This window comes from Advenella sp. S44 (assembly GCF_002810445.1).
Lineage (GTDB): Bacteria > Pseudomonadota > Gammaproteobacteria > Burkholderiales > Burkholderiaceae_B > Advenella.
Map to the genome: position 1 here is coordinate 993,704 of NZ_NEXS01000003.1, position 21,117 is coordinate 1,014,820.

20 protein-coding genes are annotated in these 21,117 nt (G+C 55.6%); 12 read left to right on the top strand and 8 right to left on the bottom strand.

Translation table 11 applies throughout. The features are described from left to right. Positions 1-106 precede the first annotated feature (106 nt). The 10 genes from CAP48_RS08635 (at position 107) to CAP48_RS08680 (ending at position 10,034) form a co-directional block, all read left to right on the top strand. A complete protein-coding gene (locus CAP48_RS08635; protein WP_100695574.1) occupies positions 107-442 on the top strand; it encodes a hypothetical protein in 336 nt (111 codons plus the stop codon). Further along, the gene (locus tag CAP48_RS08640) at positions 439-1,032 is read left to right on the top strand and encodes a DUF6162 family protein (protein WP_100695575.1); all 594 of its coding nucleotides are present in this window, start codon (positions 439-441) and stop codon (positions 1,030-1,032) included. Before CAP48_RS08635 ends, CAP48_RS08640 begins: the two co-directional genes overlap by 4 nt. A 37-nt stretch (positions 1,033-1,069) precedes the next feature. After that, on the top strand, positions 1,070-2,020 hold the full coding sequence (locus CAP48_RS08645) for a metal ABC transporter substrate-binding protein (protein WP_100696731.1): 951 nt from the start codon (positions 1,070-1,072) through the stop codon (positions 2,018-2,020). Next, positions 2,017-2,778: a metal ABC transporter ATP-binding protein gene (locus CAP48_RS08650; protein WP_100695576.1), complete on the top strand. Its 762-nt coding sequence runs from the start codon at positions 2,017-2,019 to the stop codon at positions 2,776-2,778. The genes CAP48_RS08645 and CAP48_RS08650 overlap by 4 nt, the downstream gene beginning before the upstream one ends. 59 nt (positions 2,779-2,837) lie before the next feature. Beyond that, positions 2,838-3,674 carry a metal ABC transporter permease gene (locus tag CAP48_RS08655; RefSeq protein ID WP_369806345.1) on the top strand — a complete coding sequence of 279 codons (837 nt, stop codon included), beginning with the start codon at positions 2,838-2,840 and terminating at the stop codon, positions 3,672-3,674. After that, positions 3,671-4,696 carry a metal ABC transporter solute-binding protein, Zn/Mn family gene (locus CAP48_RS08660; protein WP_197707249.1) on the top strand — a complete coding sequence of 342 codons (1,026 nt, stop codon included), beginning with the start codon at positions 3,671-3,673 and terminating at the stop codon, positions 4,694-4,696. The genes CAP48_RS08655 and CAP48_RS08660 overlap by 4 nt, the downstream gene beginning before the upstream one ends. Positions 4,697-4,776: 80 nt before the next feature. After that, entirely contained in the window at positions 4,777-6,018 is a 1,242-nt protein-coding gene (locus CAP48_RS08665) for a PepSY domain-containing protein (protein WP_100695578.1), read from the top strand. Next, a complete protein-coding gene (locus CAP48_RS08670) occupies positions 6,015-6,554 on the top strand; it encodes a thiamine pyrophosphate-binding protein (protein ID WP_100695579.1) in 540 nt (179 codons plus the stop codon). The genes CAP48_RS08665 and CAP48_RS08670 overlap by 4 nt, the downstream gene beginning before the upstream one ends. Before the next feature lie 267 nt (positions 6,555-6,821). After that, on the top strand, positions 6,822-7,262 hold the full coding sequence (locus CAP48_RS20625) for a hypothetical protein (RefSeq protein WP_153045668.1): 441 nt from the start codon (positions 6,822-6,824) through the stop codon (positions 7,260-7,262). Positions 7,263-7,850: 588 nt separating this feature from the next. After that, positions 7,851-10,034 carry a TonB-dependent siderophore receptor gene (locus CAP48_RS08680; protein ID WP_100695581.1) on the top strand — a complete coding sequence of 728 codons (2,184 nt, stop codon included), beginning with the start codon at positions 7,851-7,853 and terminating at the stop codon, positions 10,032-10,034. 113 nt (positions 10,035-10,147) lie between these two features. Here the strand turns inward: CAP48_RS08680 and CAP48_RS08685 are convergent, their stop codons facing one another. The 6 genes from CAP48_RS08685 to CAP48_RS08710 all read right to left on the bottom strand — a co-directional run bounded on the left by CAP48_RS08685 (position 10,148) and on the right by CAP48_RS08710 (position 17,533). Further along, on the bottom strand, positions 10,148-11,086 hold the full coding sequence (locus CAP48_RS08685; protein ID WP_242444454.1) for an MBL fold metallo-hydrolase: 939 nt from the start codon (positions 11,084-11,086) through the stop codon (positions 10,148-10,150). A 146-nt stretch (positions 11,087-11,232) separates the two neighbouring features. Further along, on the bottom strand, positions 11,233-12,081 hold the full coding sequence (locus CAP48_RS08690; RefSeq protein WP_100695583.1) for a phosphatase PAP2 family protein: 849 nt from the start codon (positions 12,079-12,081) through the stop codon (positions 11,233-11,235). Positions 12,082-12,096: 15 nt separating this feature from the next. Next, on the bottom strand, positions 12,097-13,263 hold the full coding sequence (ampC, locus tag CAP48_RS08695) for a class C beta-lactamase (protein ID WP_100695584.1): 1,167 nt from the start codon (positions 13,261-13,263) through the stop codon (positions 12,097-12,099). A gap of 434 nt (positions 13,264-13,697) precedes the next feature. Beyond that, a complete protein-coding gene (locus CAP48_RS08700) occupies positions 13,698-15,980 on the bottom strand; it encodes a xanthine dehydrogenase family protein molybdopterin-binding subunit (protein WP_100695585.1) in 2,283 nt (760 codons plus the stop codon). 12 nt (positions 15,981-15,992) lie between these two features. Then, positions 15,993-17,012: a xanthine dehydrogenase family protein subunit M gene (locus CAP48_RS08705; RefSeq protein ID WP_100695586.1), complete on the bottom strand. Its 1,020-nt coding sequence runs from the start codon at positions 17,010-17,012 to the stop codon at positions 15,993-15,995. After that, positions 17,009-17,533: a (2Fe-2S)-binding protein gene (locus CAP48_RS08710; RefSeq protein ID WP_100695588.1), complete on the bottom strand. Its 525-nt coding sequence runs from the start codon at positions 17,531-17,533 to the stop codon at positions 17,009-17,011. Before CAP48_RS08710 ends, CAP48_RS08705 begins: the two co-directional genes overlap by 4 nt. 306 nt (positions 17,534-17,839) lie before the next feature. On the opposite strand from CAP48_RS08710, the gene CAP48_RS08715 reads away from it, so the two are divergent. Both CAP48_RS08715 and CAP48_RS08720 read left to right on the top strand, forming a co-directional pair. Then, on the top strand, positions 17,840-18,250 hold the full coding sequence (locus CAP48_RS08715) for a low affinity iron permease family protein (RefSeq protein WP_100695590.1): 411 nt from the start codon (positions 17,840-17,842) through the stop codon (positions 18,248-18,250). Between the two features lie 218 nt (positions 18,251-18,468). Next, the gene (locus tag CAP48_RS08720; protein WP_100695592.1) at positions 18,469-19,035 is read left to right on the top strand and encodes a hypothetical protein; all 567 of its coding nucleotides are present in this window, start codon (positions 18,469-18,471) and stop codon (positions 19,033-19,035) included. Between the two features lie 204 nt (positions 19,036-19,239). On the opposite strand, the gene CAP48_RS08725 is transcribed toward CAP48_RS08720, so the two are convergent. Continuing rightward, entirely contained in the window at positions 19,240-20,295 is a 1,056-nt protein-coding gene (locus CAP48_RS08725; RefSeq protein ID WP_242444369.1) for a nitronate monooxygenase family protein, read from the bottom strand. Next, positions 20,292-21,107, bottom strand: coding sequence for an IclR family transcriptional regulator (locus CAP48_RS08730; protein WP_100695594.1), 816 nt, complete (start codon positions 21,105-21,107; stop codon positions 20,292-20,294). The genes CAP48_RS08725 and CAP48_RS08730 overlap by 4 nt, the downstream gene beginning before the upstream one ends. Between the last annotated feature and the right edge of the window lie 10 nt (positions 21,108-21,117).

Sequence of the window (21,117 nt, forward strand, 5' to 3'; positions counted from 1 at the left end):
TAGTTTACATTAGCGACCAATTCAGTTACAGTACCGGCATATAACGCGTTTTATTTACTCGTCGGTCAAGCCTCAGGTTTGCACCGTCTTATTGGCAGTTCTTCATATGAAAAATTTACCACGCTTTTGGTCCGCCTGTTTTGCTGGCGTGCTGGTTCTGTCTGCGGTCGTGATCCCATCTGCATGGGCGCATAATCCGGTTGCCAGTTGCAAGGCAGTGGGCGCCGACAAGGTGCTGTGCAAAGGCGGTTTCTCCGATGGATCAGCGGCGCCGGGCGTAACGCTCGATGTCATCTCCTACGATGAAAAGGTGCTGCTGCCGGGCAAGTTATCAGAGGATTCCACCCTGGAGTTTAAGAAACCGGATCAGGAATTCTATATCTTGTTCGATGCGGGGCCGGGGCACGTCGTAGAAATTGACCAGAGCGAGATTGCACAATGACGGTACAGGCCATCCGGCCTGCTGGTGCGGGGCATGAGACACGCGTGGTGCTGGCAGTGTGCATCATTATCGTCATGTTGGCGACCCTCACCATTGTGTTGCGAACAACCCAGACAACTGTCGCACAGGTGCAGGCCCATCAGGTGGACGCGCGTCATGGCCTGACGGCGGCCGAGCAGGGCGTCTATGCCGATTTGCTGGTGGCTGCCGATGAAATTGGCTTGGCGCCAACTGTCCCTGACGTTAACGAATTGGCCACCCAAATGATTCCGCCCTTTGCAACAGATGTTGCCACGGCACGGCGCGGTGGTCATGAATGGCATATGAAGCAGGATGGCGCTATTGCCGCGTATATCGGTGTGACTCATCAACCGGATACGGCAAGCTCCATGTTGTTGCGTGTGACGCGATCGCCGGATGCTGACGGGCACGCGGCGCCGGATAGCCGCCAGACGCAGGTCTGGCTATACAAGGGAGCACAGGCGCAAGCGCAAATGCCGGCGACTCTGGATCCGGGAAGTCTGGTGCAAGCCGGCTGGCAGGAAATTGTGTCGCAATTCGATGTCGGCGCGACACGCCATCAACCCTAGTGCGGCAGCACTCAACATATCTTACTTTTCAAACCTCATGACGTCTTTTCTGTTGTCTGTCTTTGCCGGTCGGGTTCGCGCCTTTTCTTTTCTTTGTGCCACATTGGTTTTGCTGGCAACAGCAGGCGGTGCGCACGCCAAGATGTTGCGCATTGGCGTGACTTTGCATCCCTATTATAGTTATGTGGCCAATATCGTGGGGGACCATGCGCAAGTGGTTCCGCTGATTCCGGCCGGGTTCAACCCGCATGCCTACGAGCCGCGGGCCGAGGATATCAAGCGCATCAACGATATGGACGTGATCGTGGTCAATGGCATCGGTCATGACGATTTTGCCGATCGCATGATCCAGTCCAGCGACAACCCCAAGGTGCCGCTGATTGAGGCCAACGCCAATGTGCCCTTGCTGGCAGCGACCGGGTCGGCATCGCGAGCCGGCAGCGGTGCTTCATCGGGAAAGGTTGTGAATCCCCACACATTTTTGTCGGTCACCGGCTCCATCGCCCAGGTAAACACCATCGCGCGCGAATTGGCAAAGCTGGATCCGGACAATGCCGATGCCTACCGTAAGAACGCCCGTGAGTACACTAAAAAACTGCGGACCCTGCGTGCGCAGGCGTTGCAGCGTCTTGCCAGTGTGCCCGGTGGCGCGATGCGCGTTGCCACCATTCACGGGGCCTATGATTATCTGTTGCGTGAGTTCGGCCTGGAGGTGACCGCTGTCGTTGAACCGGCCCATGGTATTGAACCTAGTCCGTCCCAGCTCAAGGGAACGATAGACCAGTTACGGAATCTGGACGTCAACGTGATTTTTTCAGAAATGGACTTCCCGTCTGCGTATGTTGATACGATCCGTAGCGAAACCGGTGTCCGCCTTTATCCTTTGACGCATATCTCTTATGGGGAATACTCTCCTGAAAAACTGGAGATCGAGACCGAAAAAAACCTGGATACGGTGGTGCGGGCCATGCAGGAGTCCGGAAAATGACAGGCCCGTCCATTGAGATGCGACAGGTAGGGCTCACGCTGGGACAGACCCCCATTTTGCACGACATCAATCTTCAAGTGCCGGCGGGCAGCATCCATGCCCTGATCGGCCCCAATGGCGCAGGCAAAAGCTCTCTTATCAAGACACTGATGGGGCAGATGCCGCACCAGGGCGCACTCACACTGACCTGGCCTGCCCAGCCGGGGGTTATTGGTTATGTGCCGCAGGCCCTGGAATTTGATCGTACCCTGCCTATGACCGTCAATGATTTTATGGGCGTCATGACACAACGCAGACCAACGTTTTTCGGCTTGTCTGGTCGCCAGACCAGCGCCATTGATGAGGCTCTCACGCGTGTTGGCATGCAGAACAAACGCAAGCGCCGAATGGGCGCGCTTTCGGGCGGCGAGCGCCAGCGCATCATGCTGGCGCAGGCGCTCATTCCTGCTCCGTCGCTGCTGGTACTGGACGAGCCCATGGCGGCGCTCGATGAAGCCGGCGTTGCCGTGTTTGAAGGACTGCTCGGATACTGGCGCGACCAGGGCGTGACGGTGCTGTGGGTAGAGCACGATCTGGATGCGGTTAGAAGGCTGTCAGACCGGGTCACGGGCCTCAATCATCGGATCGTATTTGACGGGGTGCCGCAGCAGGTATTGTCTGCCGAGCAGTTGCTCACGCTGTTCTCCGCTCAGCCTCGCGTGCATGGTGCGCCCGACGCTGGGCCGGTGCTGGCGCATCGGTCAGAGGTGGCGGCATGATCTTTGACACCATTCGGACTTTGCTACAGCAATGGGCACAGGACGGCGTTCTTCCGCAGATGTTCACTTACGGCTTTGTCGTGAACGCACTAATGGCGGGCCTGATCATTGGTCCATTGCTGGGCGGACTGGGCACCCTGGTGGTGGTCAAGCGGTTTGCCTTTTTTTCCGAAGCGGTCGGCCATGCCGCCATGACGGGCGTGGCCATCGGCATTCTTGTCGGAGAGCCCTACACTGGACCGTATGGCAGTCTTTTTGGGTTCTGCCTACTGTTCGGCATTTTGCTCAATTACCTGCGCAACCGCACCGGTCTGGCGTCCGATACCTTGATTGGCGTCTTTTTATCGATTTCTCTGGCGCTGGGCGGTAGTCTGCTGCTGGTGCTGGCAGGCAAAATCAATATTCATATTCTTGAGAATGTTTTGTTCGGTTCGGTACTGACAGTGACCTCCCAGGATCTGCTGGTGCTCAGTGTGATCGGGGTGCTAACGGCGAGCCTGGCGCTGTTTCACTATAACCATCTGATTTTGTCGAGCTTCAATGCGCAGCTGGCCGCCGTGCGCAAGGTGCGCACCACGCTGATGGACTATCTGTTTGTGGTTCTCGTGACGCTGGTCACTGTTGCCGCCGTCAAGGTGATTGGCGCCATTCTGGTTGGTGCGTTGCTGGTCATTCCGGCGGCAACGGCCAGAATCCTGGCGCGCTCCATGCGTGGCTTTTTCTGGCTATCCATCGTTATCGCGATTATCAGTACGCTGGCAGGTATTCTTCTGCCCATTCAGTTCGCCTTACCGGTGCCATCGGGCGCCGCCATCATCCTGGTAGCCGGTAGCGTGTTTATTCTCGCGGCGCTGGCCAGAGGATTTATCCCTGCATTAAGAGGAACAACGGCATGAAGTCGACTGCTGTGTCATCACCCCGTTTTTTTCCGTTGCGCCTGGCGCTGCTCACTTTATGTCTGATCGCCACCCCGGTCAAGTCTTCGCTTGCCCAGAATGAAGCAAAAACGCCCGCGCCTGTAGCCGCACCCGCAGCTGGCAAAGCGGCAACGGGTCGGTCTGCAAACGACATGCGTGGCGGCAAGCCTGCGCAAGACGCGGCAATCACAACCGTCGTGGCATCCCATCCGGTTGTGTACGGATTGCTTGAAGCGCTCACGCGCGATAGCGCGATTGCCTCCGAACGCGCGACCCCGGCCAATCTGCCAGCATCCCGCCATTACTCCTATTTGTCGGGCCGCGGCGCAAAGTCCTTTGACCGTGCTGTTCGCAATGCCGACGCCGTGGTGCATTTGCGCTCCATCTGGCCGGACGATCCGCTGTATCCTTTTGCCCGCAAACACAATATCCGTATTGTCGAAATTGATGCCGCCAATCCGGTAGATCATGCGCTGCCCGGCATTGCCGCAACGGAACAGACCAATACCGCCGCAGCGTACCCGTGGCTTAGCCCGGTCAACATGGGGCGCATGGCCGATATTATTGCATCTGACATCCAGCGGCTTGAGCCCGACGCTAAAGATACTGTAGAGACCAATCTGGCGGCGTTGCGACAACGGCTGGTGGCGCTAAACGCGGAGGTCGAGTCTGCCCTTGTGAACGCGCCGAATTTGTCTGTCGTGGTGATCTCGCCCAGGTTGCACACGCTGGCTGCGGCGTTCAATCTGGACGTCGTGCCCGTGCCGGATCAGAGCAAGTGGGATACACAGGCCTTGGCCGCGCTTGGCAAGACGATTAAAGACAATGATGTGCCAGTGGTGCTGCTGCACGAAGCCGCCACGCCGGATCTTGCCGCTGCCATTACGCAGGCAGGCGCCAAAGCGGTTGTGGTAGAAACTGACGGAAACGACCCGCTGGAAGCACTGGAGGTGGCCGCAAAAAGCCTGGCGCGAGCCATGGCTGATGGCGGCGAACATTGAAACCGGACCGAAGGAAAGAGGACGGATTGACTATGCCGATGACAATTGAATTGCTGATTGCAGACGAGGGAAGATAGGCAATGACGAAGAAAAAATCCAAAGCCAAACTCTGGTTTCTGATTCACAGCTGGCTGGCATTGCCCATTTGGGGTTTTATCTTTTTCGTTTGCTTGACGGGTAGTATTGCCACGGTCAGCCAGGAAATTGAATGGCTGGCCAGCCCGATGGTGCGCGCCAATCCGCCTGCGGGCAATCCCAGTATGCTCAGCTATGATGAGGTCCTGGCACGAGTCGAAAAAGCCCACCCGGGGTCGGTGGTCAACTCCATCCGCCGGCCGGTCAAATCGCAATTTGCCCTGACCGTCAATACCAGCTATAAAGATGGCACGTCCGGTAAGTTGTATGTCAATCCCTATACCGGTGTCATTCAGGGTCAGATTTCCGGTTTTGATTTCAGGCAGTTCGTACGCGCATTGCATGGCTGGCTGCTTGTGCCATTTACCAATGGCTTTGCCTGGGGCTGGTATGCCGTGTCGCTGCTGGGTATTCCGATGCTCATTTCCCTGATTACCGGGCTGGTCGTGTACAAGCGGTTCTGGCGCGGATATCTGAAGCCACGCTTGCGAATACGTCAAGGCGCCCGAATTTTCTGGGGCGATTTTCACCGCCTGGCCGGTATCTGGTCTGTACCTTTCATTGCCATTATCAGTGTGACGGCAATGTGGTTCTTGATTCAGGCGATTCTGTTTGACAACAGTATTTCCATTTCGACGGCGCCACCGCCGGCCATGGTGCAACGGCAGGATGTGCCTACGCGCACTGCCGGCTCCACCGAAAGTTTGCAATTGTCCCCTGACCAGGCCGTACAGAAGGCCAAAGGCCGTTTCCCCGATATGCAGGCCGAGGCTATCTTCCTGCCCGGCAACGCCTATAGCCACTATACGGTGACGGGACGCAGCAGCTACCCACTGATTCTGGAGCAGGCGTCGGTCAATCCGTATACCGGTAACGTGGACACGGCCCGGACGGTATCGGATTATTCCGCTGTGGAACTGGTTACTGAGTCTATGCGACCATTGCATACTGGTGACTTTGCAGGATTGTGGCTCAAGCTGGTGTATTTTCTGTTCGGCATTCTGCTGACCATGATGGTGCTGTCGGGTATGTTGATCTGGACCAAACGGACAGCCAAGGAAACGGCCGGCATGTTCCGGGAGCATCGCAAAGCGCGCAAGCAACAGGCTCGTGTCGAGCAGGGCGGGCCCCAGTCACCGGCCACAGCAGGCGCCCGGTTTATGAGCACAGAAAAGGGCACATCATGAGCAGTCAGATTCAGGCGCTTGGTCCGGCAAGACGGACAGGCTTTAAGGCATGGTGGTATCGCTGGCGATTTCATCTTAGCGTGCTTTCCATTGTGATTCCCCTTTGTTTTGTGCCGCGCTACATCAAGGATCAGGCGCTGTTCTCGGGCGACCTGGGCTTGGGGGTGCATGACCTGGGCGCAAAAACGGTCGGTCCCTGGCAAGTGAATATGGCCGAATTCGATGCGTTGCCGCCCAGACGGGACGGGACTGCCGGTTTCGTGAAGGTGTTTTCGGTTTCCCTGTGCGAGTCCTGCCGTAGCGCGGTTCGCGCCGTTTATTTGCGGGTGGGCAAACCGCGTAGCCTGCGTACCGCGGGCGCCATTGGTTTTGGCAGCGTTTACAATATGCAGATCGGTGTACTGATACCCAGGGAAACGCCGCCCGATGCCCAATTGTGGCTGACTGCAGAAGGCTGGGATGGGTCCTGGCATTCGACGCCAATACCGCTGGCCGATGCGTCTCCGGTGACCATGAAGTGGCTGGGCCATCGCTGACTGACCGACTTTGACCGACTTGGGTTCGCTGCCCGGCGACTGGCTGCATTATTATCAGGAGCTGCTAAGAACATGGACCCGGCAATCAGACTCCAGACAGGACGCTGAAGATGCCACGCATGATGTCCTGACTCAGGCACTGAAGGCAAGATAAGCGGTACGCTCACGCATCCCAGAGGCTTTCTGCATCGCTGCGTGCGCAACCACCTTACCGATCAGCATCGCCGCCGACAGATTCTGGATACCATCCCGCTGGGCGGGCGCATTATGCTGGCCGACGAGCCTACCGGTGCACTGGATACCGCCAGCAGCGAACAAGTCATGTTTCTGCTCAAGCAACTGGCACAGGCTGGTCACACTATTATTCTGATCACCCATGATAGCAAAGTGGCTCAGTTGGCCGATCGTATTATCCATATCCGGGACGGGAGGCTACAGGCCGACGCCGTTTCGCCGAGAAAGGCTGCTTGCGGTTTGGAAATCAATAAAAATCCGGGCGAATCGCTTGCGGCGCTACCGGCGGGTTTTTCTCAAACGCAATTAAAAAATCAGCAGCAGTATCAATCACAAAAGCAATCACAACCGCAATCACAACCGCAATTACAACGGAAATCCCAATCGCAAGCAACACCGAACGGCAACGTCTTCCGAGCGGAGTTGCGCGAGGCCTTGCGTAATGAAGTGCCTGTTTTTACAGGAACAATTTAGGAACGGAAGAGGGGAATCGATTTCTATCAGCTCAGCGATCAAGTTTCGTTGCCGCTGAACATGAATAACCTGTTCAATAAAAAATACGACGACCAAATTGGATTTTACAGCCAGGGTGCGTGGGGCGAGCCACGCAATGTCATGGCCACGCTGAACTATAAGTACTGAATCCGGTGCTCACTTTCAGTGTTGATGTCGGCGTGGGGCACACGAGTTCCGGCACGAAGGGGCAATCGGGCTTTCGTGCTCAGCTAACCACGGAGGCACTTTGTGCCGGCGACCCAGGCATGATAATTCCGTTTCACTGTCTTATTTTTGCATCAGACGGCCCGTTATAGCCTTAAACGCAATTAAATAAGGCGATATTGAGAATGATTCTGATTATAATTCACTATTTCATCGTTAATTGAACGATCGAATGTGCCGGGAGAGTGAGCCAAATCAGTGGGGTTCACCACCCGGTGAGCGTGACCACGCCAAGTGATGGCGACCCTCAGCTCACAATACAGAACATGCCTGTCTTTGTTCAATGGATAAAGACAAAGACAGGCTCCATTGCAGATTCAATCATCGGACTTACGCCAGATCATGACATCAACTTCAAACCCCTCCCGTTTATTGATATTGCGCGCTTTGCCTCTGGCGCTGTTTGCATCGGCGAGCTCGGTCTATGGACAGACCGTGTCGGCGCCGGTATCGGCTCCCGCGACCCAATTGGAAGCGATCAATGCTACCGACGAGAACGTTTCTGTATCGGTACCCACACCGCCAGCTTACCCGGGAGGCCAGGTGGGTACGGGCGGGCAGGCGGGGATTCTGGGCAATGCAGATAACATGAGTTCCCCGTTTATTGTTAACAGCTATACCGCCAAATTGATTGAAGATCAGCAGGCTCGTACGTTAGGCGATGCCATCAAGAATGATCCGACGGTGCAGGTCGGCAACGGTTATGGCAACTTTGCCGAAACATTTGTGATACGCGGTTTTCCGTTGAACAACGATGACCTTGCATTCAATGGGTTGTATGGTATTTTGCCGCGCCAGGTATTGCCCACTGAAATGGTTGAACGCGTCGAAGTCTTCAAGGGGGCCAGCGCCTTTCTCAACGGTGCAGCGCCAGGCGGCAGCGGCCTGGGCGGCCTGATTAATATTCAGCCCAAGCGGGGCACCGACGATCCGCTAACTCGCCTGAATGTGGACTACACCGGACGGGGGCAAGTGGGTGGCGGCGTGGACATTGGTCGACGCTGGGGCGATGCGGGCCAATTCGGGGTTCGGGTCAACGCCGCTCATCGCGATGGCCAGATGTCTACCAAAGATGCCGATTCACGAACCTCGGTGCTTACGCTCGGACTGGATTATCGTGGCGAGCGATTGCGTGCGTCGCTGGACGTCGGCTACCAGAACATTCGCTATGACCACGCGCGGCCGACTATCAACCTGACTGGTGACGGTGTACCCGATGCGCCATCGAGCAGTGTCAATTACGCACAGCGCTGGGCCTGGTCTAAACTGCAAAGCACCTATGCCGTTGCCAGAGCCGAATATGATTTGTCCGAAAACTGGATGGCCTACGCTGCCGTAGGAACCAGTCACGATAAAGAAGACGGCCTGTACTCGGGCGCTACAGTCAATGGCAATGGCATTGGCTCACACAGCCCCTTGCGTACGCCCTATGAGCGCACTTCAGTCACTGGTGAAGTGGGCTTACGAGGCCACTTTATGACCGGTTCCGTGGGTCACCAGGTTAACCTTGGTGTGTCGGCCTTGCGCACAAGCAATCACAGCGCCTATCAGTTTTTTGCCAGTCAGGATCGGGATATTTTCAATCCGATAGACTCCCCGTACCCTGAGCAAATCACGTCATCTGGCGGCGATATCGACAACCCCGGCAAGGTGGATCGCTCCATTCTGCGCAGCATTGCCTTGTCCGATACACTTTCGTTCCTGGATGAGCGCATTCTGCTGACACTGGGCATGCGGCACCAGAATCTGCGCCACACCGCTTATGATTACTCGGGCGCCGCTTCCTCAGATTACGACAAATCGATTATTACGCCGTTTTTTGGCGTGGTCTTCAAGCCACTGAACAATGTGTCGCTGTACGCCAATTATATTGAAGGCCTGACTCGTGGCGAGACAGCCCCGCTCACTGCAGACAACCGTAATGAAGTCTTCAAGCCGGCACGTACCAAGCAGATTGAGGCTGGCGTCAAAGTTGATATGGGAGACTACGGCGCCAGCCTGGCGGCGTTTCAGCTTGAGAAGCCGGAATTCTATCTGGATAACGAGACCAAAATTTTCAGTGCGGCCGGAGAACAACGCAACCGCGGTATCGAGCTTAGTGTTTATGGCCAGCCAACAGAAGGGGTCAGGCTGGTCGGTGGTATGACGTTGATGAATGCCCGTCTGCAGAAAACTCAGGATGGTCTCAGTGACGGCAACCATGCGCCGGGTGTTCCCCGGTTTCAGGCGACCATGGGTGCCGAATGGGATCCTGCCTTCGCGCCAGGTCTGACATTGCAGGGCTATGCCACATATCGCGGCAAGCAGTATGTGAATAAGGAAAACGAGGGGACTGTAGCCGCCTGGACTCGAGTAGATTTGGGTGCCCGATACACGACTAAACTGGCCGGCAAAGAAACTACCTTCCGGTTCGGAATTGACAATGTATTCAATAAACGCTACTGGGCAACGGTTGCGCCGCAGTTCGGCCAGCTCACAGCCGGCAATGGCCGGACGGTGAAAGCATCAGTATCGCTGTCGTTCTAGTTGTCTTATCGGTTGTGTTCAGCCCGGCGACACGAACCCTCTTCGTGCTGCCGGGATGGCCCTGCCGGTTGTCGCAGTCGTATGGCAATCCCTGAGCGCGCCGGCGCCAGGATTCAAAATGTGTCGATCGGGATCTTCAGGTAGCGCACGCCATTGGCCTCAGGTTCGGGCAGCTTGCCGCCGCGAACATTGACCTGAATGGATGGCAACAGGAGTTTTGGTGTGGAAAGCGTCGCGTCCCGCTCGGTGCGCATTGCCACGAACTCCGATTCAGAGATGCCTTCGTGCACATGGACGTTATGCCTGCGTTCGGCCTCAATGGTGGTTTCCCATGCGAACTCGTCGCGCCCGGGTGCCTTGTAGTCATGACACATGAAGACCCGAGCCTCGCCGGGTAAACGAAGCAGGCGTTGAATGGAGCGATACAGGGTACGGGCATCGCCTCCGGGGAAATCACATCGTGCCGTGCCGTAATCAGGCATGAAAAGCGTATCGCCAGCAAATACGCAGTCGCCGATGATATAAGCCAGGCACGCCGGCGTGTGACCGGGGACATGCAGGACCGTTGCAGGCAGACTGCCGATCATGAAAGCGTCGCCGTCCTCGAACAGATGGTCAAAATCGTCGGCGGTGCCCGATTGCGCGCCTTGGGTGTTGAAGATGCTTGCAAAGGTGCGCTGAACCTGTCCGATGTGCTTGCCGATAGCCAGTTGTCCGCCCAGCTCGTGGGTCAGAATCGGCGCAGCCGACAGATGATCGGCATGGGCATGCGTCTCAAGAAGCCATTGCACTTGCAACTGCTTGGATCGTACGTAATCAATGATTTTCTGCACCGACCGGGTTGCCGTTGTGGCCGAAGATGCGTCGTAGTCCAGTACGCTGTCAATGACCGCACACTGTCCATTATTTTGGGCATGTACGACGTAGCTGATGGTATTGGTGGCCTCGTCAAAAAAGCTTTTTACAACGGGAACTTCAAGCGGATTCTTGCGAGCTTCTGCGACTTGTTGCGATGCCTTCTGGCACGCCGGATCATGAGACAGGTCAGACAACATAGTGGCCTCCGGGTTACAGGAAGAGTGGCTTTAAAAGCGGGCTTTAATTACTATGAGTAATAAATATATATGAAAATATAATAACAAATTAGCCCATAAATATCAGGACGTTGCTGCAGTTCAATAATATTCACTGATGGCGGTCAGTCGCTTTTAAGTGCGGAGGAAGCGGTACATCCAACGGTTGGGGAAAACGACACCTCAAGCGTTTGCGGGTGCTTGCAAGCGCGCGACACTGATGCGGCATAGCGTTGCGCGCTCGGGTGCCGGTCGTGCCAGACATGGAAACTGCCGACGATCAAGAATGTGCCCAGCACCGGAATCAGTAAACCGCTTGCAGACAGGTTGTGAATTTTTCCGGCGTAGTATCTTGCACCCGCGACACATAGAATCAATGTGCTGATCAGCACGCCGCCCAGCACATCTGAAAACCAGTGCGCGCCAAGATACACGCGTGAGAAGGCAACGGTAAGTGCAAATACCATTGCCCCGCACAGTACGATAATCCGACCGCGCCTGCCAAGACAAGGATAAAGCAGAATGCTAAGCAAACCATACAGCACAATATTTGTTGTAGTATGGCCACTGGGAAAGGAATAGGTGGTCCAGCCGGAATACATCATGTCGCCGGGCCGGGCCCGCACTACCGCCGCCTTGATGGTCGTATTGACAACGGCAGCGGTGATAAGAGTGCCTCCCCAGTAAAGCGCCGTCCGCCAGGATTTCTTAAGTAACAACCATATTTGAACAATGGATGCGATGGCCGTGATCATGAACGTATCGCCCAACTGCGTCACCGTAATCAATATCTGGTCCAGCCATGGCGTGCGCAGCAACTGAAGCTGCCGATAAATGGTTTGGTCAAGGGCAAACAGTCTGCCCTCCATGCGGACATTCAGCAGGATCAGCAGAAACAGGGCGCAGGCCAGCGCCGCAAGATAATAGGACCAGTATGATCGGGTGTGCGTCAGCGTAAACGGAGAGATGGTCATTTTGCGGGCGTCTTTCTACTGTGAGTCCAGCGCTGTCAGTATGCGGTGAGCCAGCGCCACACGAACTGCATTGGGATAGTTCTTATTGGCCAGTATGACGATACCCAGCTTGCGTGCCGGTACGAAGGCAATATAGGCTCCAAATCCGTTGGTGGACCCTGTTTTATTAATCCATACATCGTCGCGCGGCGCCATGGGCGGCACCAGCGCTTTCACCGGCTGGGGCGTAAGTGCAAATTCGGCCGAATTCCCGTGCAACAGGGACTCAAGTGCGACGGGGTACGGATATTGCTCCCAGATCAGATCCTGCGTCAAGGCTGCCGTCTGAAAATAGCCGGTATGAGTATCTTTAACGGCTCGTTGCAAGCGATCATCAATGTCGATCATCTGCATATTGGCCTGTAGAAAGCGCAGCATATCTTTGCCTGTCGACTTTGCGCCATATGCTTGCGCCCACAGAACCGCCTTGCTCACACGCACTGGCGTGTCCTGTTTGTCGTAGCCCTGGGCGTAATTGCCCATCAATTTTTCAGGAATATCAATAAAGGTCTCGGCCAGCCCAAGGCCGCCATATATCTGTTCTTGCATCAAGGGGATAAACGCCTGGCCCATCGCCTTGGCCGTAATCATCCCCAGCATGCCAATGGCGGGGTTGGTATAGGTTCTTTTTGTACCGGTTTCAAACGGTGGTTTCCACTGTTGCAGATAGGACATCAACTGATCATTATTCTGGATATCGTCGGGCACCTGTAGCGGGAAACCTCCGGGCGTATGGGTACCCAGCTGCATCAGGCTGACAGCGCCAAATGCGGTATCTTTCATTTGCGGCAGATGATGCGAAACAGTGTCGGATAGCTTCAGATGTCCCAGCACCTGCGCATAGCTTGCCAGCGTCGCAGTAAACGTTTTGCTGATCGAACCGAGCTCAAAAAGGGTGGACGCAGTCACGGGGGCGCCGGTTTGTCTGGAGGCGACGCCATAGTTGAACAGATAACCCTGCTGGCCAGAGATAATGCCGACAGACATGCCGGGAATATGGTGAGTCTCCATGACCGGTGCGATGGATGCGTCCACCAGTTGCCGAACCGTGGGCTGGTTAGGTGCGGCGTGGCCGGTTGTCAAGGTTATCACGCCTGTCATCAAGGTAATCGAGCAAAGCAGCGGGAGTGAGTGAATGTTCATGGGCAGGAAAAAAATTGTGAGTCGATTCGGTAGCCCGTATTGTCGCTTGTGAATGGACTTGCGATAAGCGCCGATTGGTTACAAAATGCGTACGGCAGATAAAGTTGGTGCGAGATGACGCCTTTGCGCCGTTAACGGTCACGCCGTATCGAATGATTGTATATGGAAGGTATGACTCGTTGGCACCCGCGTTCCCCTCATCGCATACTCGGCTGGCGGCGCAAAGCGTGCGAATCTGATGCCGAATTGTTCCAGATCAAGGATATACCTTCAGGCTGCGAAGTAGAATCCGGGCTGTACGAATGAATATTCACCTGTCCTCGTACATTTGCCCTGGTCTGCGAATGACCAGGGTTTTTTTCTGCTTCTTTCCTGCTTCTTTTGCATTGCCTTATGCACGGCACAGTGACCTGTCACACTACAGGCTACGGACATTACCCTTCTTGGATGCCAGTGCCTTTCATCAATATCTGATCCATGGTGATAGGCAGTTCGTAAAAACGCTTGCCGGTTGCATGATAGACGGCATTGGCTACGGCCGCAGCGGTGCCGACAATACCGATCTCCCCGACGCCCTTGACACCCAACGCGTTAACGTGGGGATCGTCTTCATCAACAAATATGACATCAATACCATCAATATCCGCATGGGTTGGAATATGGTATTCGGCCAGATTGTGGTTCATGAACCGTCCAATATGATCGTCCAGCATACTGTGCTCATGCAGGGCTTTGCTGATGCCCCATACGATGCCGCCCATGATCTGATTCGATGCGGTCTTTGGATTCAGGATGTTGCCGGCCGCCACTGCATTGACAACACGGGTAACGCGGACCTGGCCCAACTCTTCATCAATCCTGACCTCAACGAAAACCGCAGAGTGTGCATAGCTTGAATATCGTTTTTTGCTTTTTTCGTCGGGCGCGGTACTGGCCTGGGCCTGTAGGCTGTCCTTACCGCTGCCGCGAATGACGTCAGCCAGCGATACATGACAGGCGGGGTCGCTTTTGAGGCTGACCCGGCCTTTTGCGAAGACCAGGTCGGCCTCGCTTGCCGTCGCCAACGGAGAGCCCTGCATTTGGATGGCTTGCCCGGCAAGCGCTTTTTTTAGTGAATCGCAGGCCATCTTGACGGCAGAGCCAAAAGAGGCAGCCCCCGATGAACCGCCTTCTATCGGTGCCCATGGCAGTGAGGAGTCACCTAGTTTTGTCGTGACGGCAGACAAGGGTAGACCCAATGCATCGGCCGCGATCTGGGTGAGGATGGTGTACGTGCCGGTGCCGATGTCTGCGGCGGCCGTGGCCACCTCCAATTGTCCGTCGGATGACAAGGTCGCGCGGGCGCTTGCTTCCAGCTGGAACGCCTCCCAGATGCCGGTTGCCATTCCCCAGCCAATCAGTTCGTGTCCATCCCGCATACTGCGCGGTTCTGCCGAGCGTCTTGCCCAGCCGAAGCGCTCTGCGCCTTGTGCGTAACAGGCTCTGAGCTCCTTGCTACTCAGGTCCTTGTCTTCGGCTTGATCACGATCGGCATAATTTTTAAGCCGAAACTGCAGGGGGTCCAGGCCCACCCGATAGGCCATTTCGTCAATAGCCTGTTCAAGGGCGTTAACGCCGGTCGCCGCGCCTGGTGCTCGCATGTCGGTGGGCGTATACAGATCCAGTGGTGTCAGTGCATAGCTTAGCGAGACATTGGGACAGCGATAGAGCACGCCGCTCCATTTAACGGTAGATTCCTCGAAATTTTCCAGTTGCGATGTGTTCTGTATGGCCTCGTGCATCACGGAAACCAGCGTGCCGTCATTCTGCGCAGCCAGCGAGATCGTTTGTATGGACTCGGGCCGATAGCCAAGGGTAAACATCTGTTGGCGCGAAAGGGCGATGCGAACCGATAGCTGAAGTTCGCGTGCCGCCATGATCGCCAGAAAAAGCTGATACTGTGGCCGCAGACCAAGTCCAAAGGCGCCGCCGACAAAGGGCGCGACGACCTGCACTTGGTCTTCTGAATAGCCAAAGACGTCGCAAACATAGTCGCGTGTGCTCATCGGCCCTTGCGTCTTGTCGTGTACCGTGATGTTGCCGTTGTCATGCCAGACAACAGTGGCAGCATGGGGGGCCATGGGATTGTGGTGCTCGATGGCAAAATGATATTGTGCACGCATCTGCACCGGCGCCTGGGCATAGGCCTGCGCCGCGTCACCGCGCGGACTCGGCGTTTTTCTGGGAACCGTTTGCCCTTCCGGGTCGTCGCGTGTTCGTGACAGACTCGTCTGATGCGGTTCCTCTTCGTATTGCACCTGTAATAACGAACAGGCGTAGCGTGCCGTCTCCCGATCTTTTGCCACGACCAGCGCGACCGGCTGGCCGTTATAGTGGATCCGGTCATCGTAAAGCGGGAGAAAGTGCGCCGTGGGCGTGTCTTTGTCCTTATGGTCGTGATGGTACCAATCAAGCTCGGGACGGTTTTCGTGCGTAAAAACGGCCAGCACGCCAGGTAAACCCTGGGCTGCGGTTGTATCCAAAAGCTGGATACGGCCACGGGTGACGGGACTGTTGAGCACGCATCCGTGCACCAGCCCAGGCGGGGTAAATTCCGCCGAATACTTAGCCTCGCCAGTCACCTTGGCGTGCCCATCGACGCGATCGGCGCCGCGCCCCACATGCGCGTCTCCTGAGTCGGAGCTGTCGAGCGAGAAATTGTCTATTAACGTGTTCATGCGTTTTCTCCCTCAGTTGATGCGTTTATCGATAGGCGATTGCGGGATGCCGGCGGCGGCTTGCTCCAGCGCCCGTACGATCGCGCGTCGCGCCAGCGGAATCTTGAAGTCATTGTCTCCATGTCCGCGAGCCTGAATCAGTATCCGGTCTGCGGCCAGCCCAAAAGCATGGCGATCCGGTGCCTTGCCAATGAGTAAATGTTCCGCTTCCGGTTCGCGCCACGGACGGTGAGCGACCCCGCCCAGCGCCAGACGCGCCTGCGCGATCAGCCCATTCTCGATATGCATTGCGGCGGCAACAGAAACCAGGGCGAAAGCATAAGACAAACGATCACGTAACTTCAGGTACGTATAGTTTGCGGCAAAGTTTTCGGCCGGCAACGTGATGGCAGTAATCAGCTCTCCGGCGCGCAAAGTGGTGTCTTGGTCGGGCTGGTCACCAGGAAGACGATGAAAATCGGCAAAGGCGATTGAACGTGTTCCTTGCGGGCCGGTCACCTGCACACAGGCCTGCAGCGCGGCCAACGCCACGCACATGTCTGATGGATGGGTGGCAATGCACTGATCGCTGGCGCCAAGAATGGCGTGGATCCGGTTTTTTCCGTGCATCGCGGCACATCCCGAGCCGGGTTCGCGTTTATTGCACGCAACAGCAGTATCATAAAAATAAAAGCAGCGAGTGCGCTGCAGCAGGTTGCCCCCGGTGGTTGCGACGTTGCGCAACTGTGCAGAGGCGCCGGCACGTATGGCGCTGGCCAGCAGCGGATAGCGCGACTGAATCCGCTCGTCGTATGCCACCTGGCTATTGGTCGTCAACGCGCCCAGGATCAGGCCGCCATCGTTGGCGTCTTCAATTTGCTTGAGCGGCAGGTGAGTGACGTCAATCAGATGGGCCGGCTGCTCAATGTGCTCCTTCATCAAATCAACCAGATTGGTGCCGCCGGCGATAAAGCGGGCCGCACTTCCCAGAGATGAAGCGGCACGCACCGCGTCTTCTATATTGTCAGGCCGAGTATAGGTAAATGGAATCATGCGACACCTTCCCTGGCTTGCAACACCTCTTCAATGGCCGCCACGATATTTGGATAGGCTGCGCAACGGCACAGATTGCCACTCATCAACTCACGAATTTCATCCTTTGATTTGGCGTGGCCTTCTTTCAGGAGTCCCAGTGCGGACAGGATTTGTCCGGATGTGCAATAGCCGCACTGAAAAGCGTCGTGCCTGACGAAGGCAGCCTGCAACGCGTGAAGGTTTCCGTCTTGCTCAAGCCCTTCGATCGTGGTGATGTCTGCGCCGTCTTGCATGACCGCAAGCGTCAGACAGGCATTGACCCGAACGCCATCGACCAGCACCGTACAGGCGCCGCATTGCCCATGGTCGCACCCTTTTTTTGTGCCGGTTAGCCCTAGCCTGTCGCGCAAGGCATCCAGTAAAGTGACCCACGGCAAAATATCAAGATGGTTTTCGTTTCCGTTGACGCGCAAGCAAACCGGTACGGTTCGAAGTGCGTCCACGTTCGCATGAGCGGGGGTGTTGTCTGGTTTTTCCATTAGTATCTCCGATTGAAGAAGCCTTGGGGAAGATTCTATTTCCTGGACAAACACGCTCCGCTTTAATTCATTTGCGATATTCTGGCGTCGCGAAAATCCCGAAAGCTACGATTCAATTTAACGCATACGGTCAGGGGGGTAAAGCTGGCGACATGTCTTGTAACAGACTGCTGGATGCTGTCACTTGTGACGATCGACGGCGCCAAAGTTGCGAGTAAAATGGATGCCTTCGGCGGCTGCCTTTTGACCCGGCACGTTGTTCAAAAGATATGCTTCACATAACAAAATTACGATAGCGGAGTCTACATGGATCATATATTTGCAAAATTTGCCAACGCAACGGCGCACCTTACCGGCCACCCAATGACCTTTTTGGCGTGCGTTACTGCTGTTTTGCTCTGGGCCATTGCAGGGCCTTTTTTTGGTTTCTCCGAAACCTGGCAATTAGTGATAAACACCGGCACAACAATCATCACTTTTTTGATGGTGTTTCTGATCCAGAATACCCAAAATCGGGACAGCGCCGCACTGCAGACTAAGCTGGACGAAATCATACGGTCATCCGATGCGGAAGATCAGTTCATGGGCATTGAGACCATGACAGATAAAGAATTGGAGGCGTTACACAAAAGATGTGAACAGGCCGCCAGGCGTTCAAAGATGATGCTGGAAAAAACGCATACCGAAAGAAATGCACGTCAGAGCCGGAGAAAATAGCAACTGCGAAAAATGGGACAGGCAAACTGAGGTGCACCAAATAGGATTCGTGCGTCAGAGCGAAAAAATAGAACGAGCCCGCCAGAGCCGCCGCGGTCCGAACCAGAATCTACAGTCGGTATGAACAACCGCCGAAAATTCGATTACGGTTCCCTTGACGTTTGCTGGCATGCGATCCTACCATAAACGTGACACTGACTGACGGTAAGGAGACTGAGATGGACGCAGGAAACACAAAGGCGTTGCTGCGCCAATGGCCCCAGGAGTCGCAGGAAGCGACGCAGTTGGTTATTGACAAGTATGGTGAGCCGCAAGAGGTCACAGAGAGCTGCTTCGTCTGGCATCAGCCCGGCCCGTGGAAGCGGATCGTCGCAAGCAAAACTTTTTATAACCACAATTTCCCCACCCCGCATATCGATTGCATCGAATCATTTATTGACTACCAGGTTCCCGTGGAAAAATTTGACGAACTGGCCCAATTCGACGGTAGCGTTATTGTGGAGAGAACCACGGGCGAAGTGTCCGCTCGCTGTCATGATGAGCAGGCTAATTTTCTGGCCCTCAATTTGATGCATGATATTGTCACCGGCGCAAAAAGCGTGGCCGAAGCACGGGCCTACTACGGCAAGGAGTTCCTGGACTATAGACGCAAGAAACCCACGCAGTACATGGAAGAATTAAGGTTTGAGCCACATAGTGGCAACGCACCGGATCCTGACGAGGCAATGCTGTCCGAAGACGATCTGGATTCGGCGGTAAAAGAAGGCGAGCAAAGTGGTGGGTGACACATTTTCTGCATGACGCAGCTAATGGCCAATTTAACAATTCAGATTAGAGGCTTAGTCATTCAAGTTCGCTATACGCATCAGGAGCGTCCCGCAAGCCGGGGCGTTTGTGTATTTGCGATTAGCGCGGCCAGTAGATCGGGGGCTTGAAAAGAAACTTCATCGTAAAGCCATTTCAAATAAGGCCACTTTATCGGTGCCGCCTCAGGAGTTGTTCAAAAACTGAAACCGGTTGCTCGCCTGTACCAGTTGCTTCTGCAGCCGGTTCACGATGCAGGCTACCGGCTCGACCGACTGCGCAAATCCCACAGCGGGGCCCATTGAAAGCATGCCTTCTTCATAGTCGCCATTGTCGTATGCCAGCTTCTTGGTGCGAGCTCCGCTAATAAGCTCGCCAAATTCCGTGTAAGTTTTTGCCCCGGCGTGTTCCATTGCGGCGACCTTGCGCGCATTGTCATTATCAATGACGCGCCAGGTGTCGCCAAGACTTCCCAGTACGGTGCGCGTGCCATATTGATCCGTGGCTGCAACGCGTTGCTTGTAGGCTTGATGGGCCGGTGTTTCCTGGGCAAGCGTAAAAATACTTCCCATGACCACCGCATCGGCGCCCAGTGCCAGTGCCGCGGCAATCTGACGTCCGTGGCCAATACCACCGCCCAATGCCAGTGGAATGTGCAGCTGTTCAAGCGCATAAGCGCCGTTCACGAAGGTGGGCAACTGGTTGCTACCCGGATGACCGCCTTCCTCCATCCCGACCAGCGTTACCGCGTCGACACCAAGATTCTGCGCCGCGATACTGTGGCGAACGTGGGCGCATTTGTGAATCACAACCGTGTTGAAAGCGCGCAGGGCTGGCAATAGAGGAGTGGGCGGCAATCCGGCCGTCTCAAAAATACGCACGCCTTCTTCGAGCGCGATACGCAGCCGCTCCAGGATGATGTCGTTGTGCTGCATGCGACGCGATAGCGTCAGATTCACGCCAAAGGGCAAGCCACCGGTCAGCTCACGGCAGATCTGCAGCTCCTGCCGGAACATGTCATTCGAAGCCGAACTGCGCGCCGAAATAAAACCCATACCGCCGGCCCTGACCATGGCGGCGACCAGTTGTGCATCAGACAGCCACATCATGCCGCCTAGGAGCAAAGGCCAGCGTATGCCCAGCAGTGCTGTGATGCGGGTCGGAAATTGATCAGGGATATCGGCACTGGATGGGTGCCCGTCTTTGTCTGTCACATTCAAATTCTTTGCCGCCATACTCATAGGTCTTTTCCCAACAGCAGGACTGGATGCAGTTCACGCGCCAGCTGGCTCATTAGCGGGCCAACTTCCTCAAGCATGAGAGGCGTGGGCAGCAATGAAGTGGGGCCGCCGCAACTGACAACAAAGCGTTCGCCATCGGCAAGCTTGATTCCTGCTGCTACTGTATTGATCTGGTATTTAGGTCGTTCGTGATAGACAAAACCGTGCTGCGCGTAGCGCGCCAGTTCCTGTTTCATTGTTTTGAGTTCGGATGCGTTGGTCAGCTGACCATTGGCCCGGGCCTGTTCAAGCAATTGATCACGCACTTCGGGGGTACTGTTGGCCAGATAGGCCCAGCCAATTGCACTATGGAAGAGTGGAATTCGAGAACCAACACGCAGGTTCATCAGCAGAGGCGAATTGCCCTGGCAGCGAAGCAGATAGACAATGCTGTTGCCTTCCCGTCGTCCAAGGGCCACTGCGACTTGATAGCGATTGGCAATCGCCTGCAGCATGGGGCGAACGACCTCCAGCGCGTCCTGTCCTGCCAGTGCGGCTGCGCCCAGGGCGATGGCGGCTGTGCCAAGTTGTAGCTTGTCCTTACCGGGCACGCTGCTTAGAAAACCGGTCTTCTGCAATGTATAGCATAGCCGCCATACCGTAGGCTGTGCCAGCCCGGTCATCTGGGCAATGTCGGTGGTCCCCAGCATCCTGTCTTCTGCATCAAAACATTGGAGTATTTCTAACCCTCGGGCAAGCGCGGTGACAAACTGTCTATCCGGCTCGCTGGGATGGGTGGTCGGTTCGTCTGTCGAGTTGGCGCGTCTTGACATGAATGTCCTC

Excerpts from the sequence above, each read along its gene's own strand:
- CAP48_RS08645 (WP_100696731.1), top strand. The coding sequence starts at position 1,070 with ATGACGTCTTTTCTGTTGTCTGTCTTTGCCGGTCGGGTTCGCGCCTTT.
- CAP48_RS08705 (WP_100695586.1), bottom strand. The coding sequence starts at position 17,012 with ATGATTCCATTTACCTATACTCGGCCTGACAATATAGAAGACGCGGTG.
- CAP48_RS08665 (WP_100695578.1), top strand. The coding sequence starts at position 4,777 with ATGACGAAGAAAAAATCCAAAGCCAAACTCTGGTTTCTGATTCACAGC.
- CAP48_RS08700 (WP_100695585.1), bottom strand. The coding sequence starts at position 15,980 with ATGAACACGTTAATAGACAATTTCTCGCTCGACAGCTCCGACTCAGGA.
- CAP48_RS08655 (WP_369806345.1), top strand. The coding sequence starts at position 2,838 with ATGTTCACTTACGGCTTTGTCGTGAACGCACTAATGGCGGGCCTGATC.
- ampC (WP_100695584.1), bottom strand. The coding sequence starts at position 13,263 with ATGAACATTCACTCACTCCCGCTGCTTTGCTCGATTACCTTGATGACA.
- CAP48_RS08660 (WP_197707249.1), top strand. The coding sequence starts at position 3,671 with ATGAAGTCGACTGCTGTGTCATCACCCCGTTTTTTTCCGTTGCGCCTG.
- CAP48_RS08670 (WP_100695579.1), top strand. The coding sequence starts at position 6,015 with ATGAGCAGTCAGATTCAGGCGCTTGGTCCGGCAAGACGGACAGGCTTT.
- CAP48_RS08640 (WP_100695575.1), top strand. The coding sequence starts at position 439 with ATGACGGTACAGGCCATCCGGCCTGCTGGTGCGGGGCATGAGACACGC.
- CAP48_RS08710 (WP_100695588.1), bottom strand. The coding sequence starts at position 17,533 with ATGGAAAAACCAGACAACACCCCCGCTCATGCGAACGTGGACGCACTT.
- CAP48_RS08680 (WP_100695581.1), top strand. The coding sequence starts at position 7,851 with ATGACATCAACTTCAAACCCCTCCCGTTTATTGATATTGCGCGCTTTG.
- CAP48_RS08725 (WP_242444369.1), bottom strand. The coding sequence starts at position 20,295 with ATGAGTATGGCGGCAAAGAATTTGAATGTGACAGACAAAGACGGGCAC.
- CAP48_RS08650 (WP_100695576.1), top strand. The coding sequence starts at position 2,017 with ATGACAGGCCCGTCCATTGAGATGCGACAGGTAGGGCTCACGCTGGGA.
- CAP48_RS08690 (WP_100695583.1), bottom strand. The coding sequence starts at position 12,081 with ATGACCATCTCTCCGTTTACGCTGACGCACACCCGATCATACTGGTCC.
- CAP48_RS08635 (WP_100695574.1), top strand. The coding sequence starts at position 107 with ATGAAAAATTTACCACGCTTTTGGTCCGCCTGTTTTGCTGGCGTGCTG.
- CAP48_RS08730 (WP_100695594.1), bottom strand. The coding sequence starts at position 21,107 with ATGTCAAGACGCGCCAACTCGACAGACGAACCGACCACCCATCCCAGC.
- CAP48_RS20625 (WP_153045668.1), top strand. The coding sequence starts at position 6,822 with ATGCTGGCCGACGAGCCTACCGGTGCACTGGATACCGCCAGCAGCGAA.
- CAP48_RS08715 (WP_100695590.1), top strand. The coding sequence starts at position 17,840 with ATGGATCATATATTTGCAAAATTTGCCAACGCAACGGCGCACCTTACC.
- CAP48_RS08720 (WP_100695592.1), top strand. The coding sequence starts at position 18,469 with ATGGACGCAGGAAACACAAAGGCGTTGCTGCGCCAATGGCCCCAGGAG.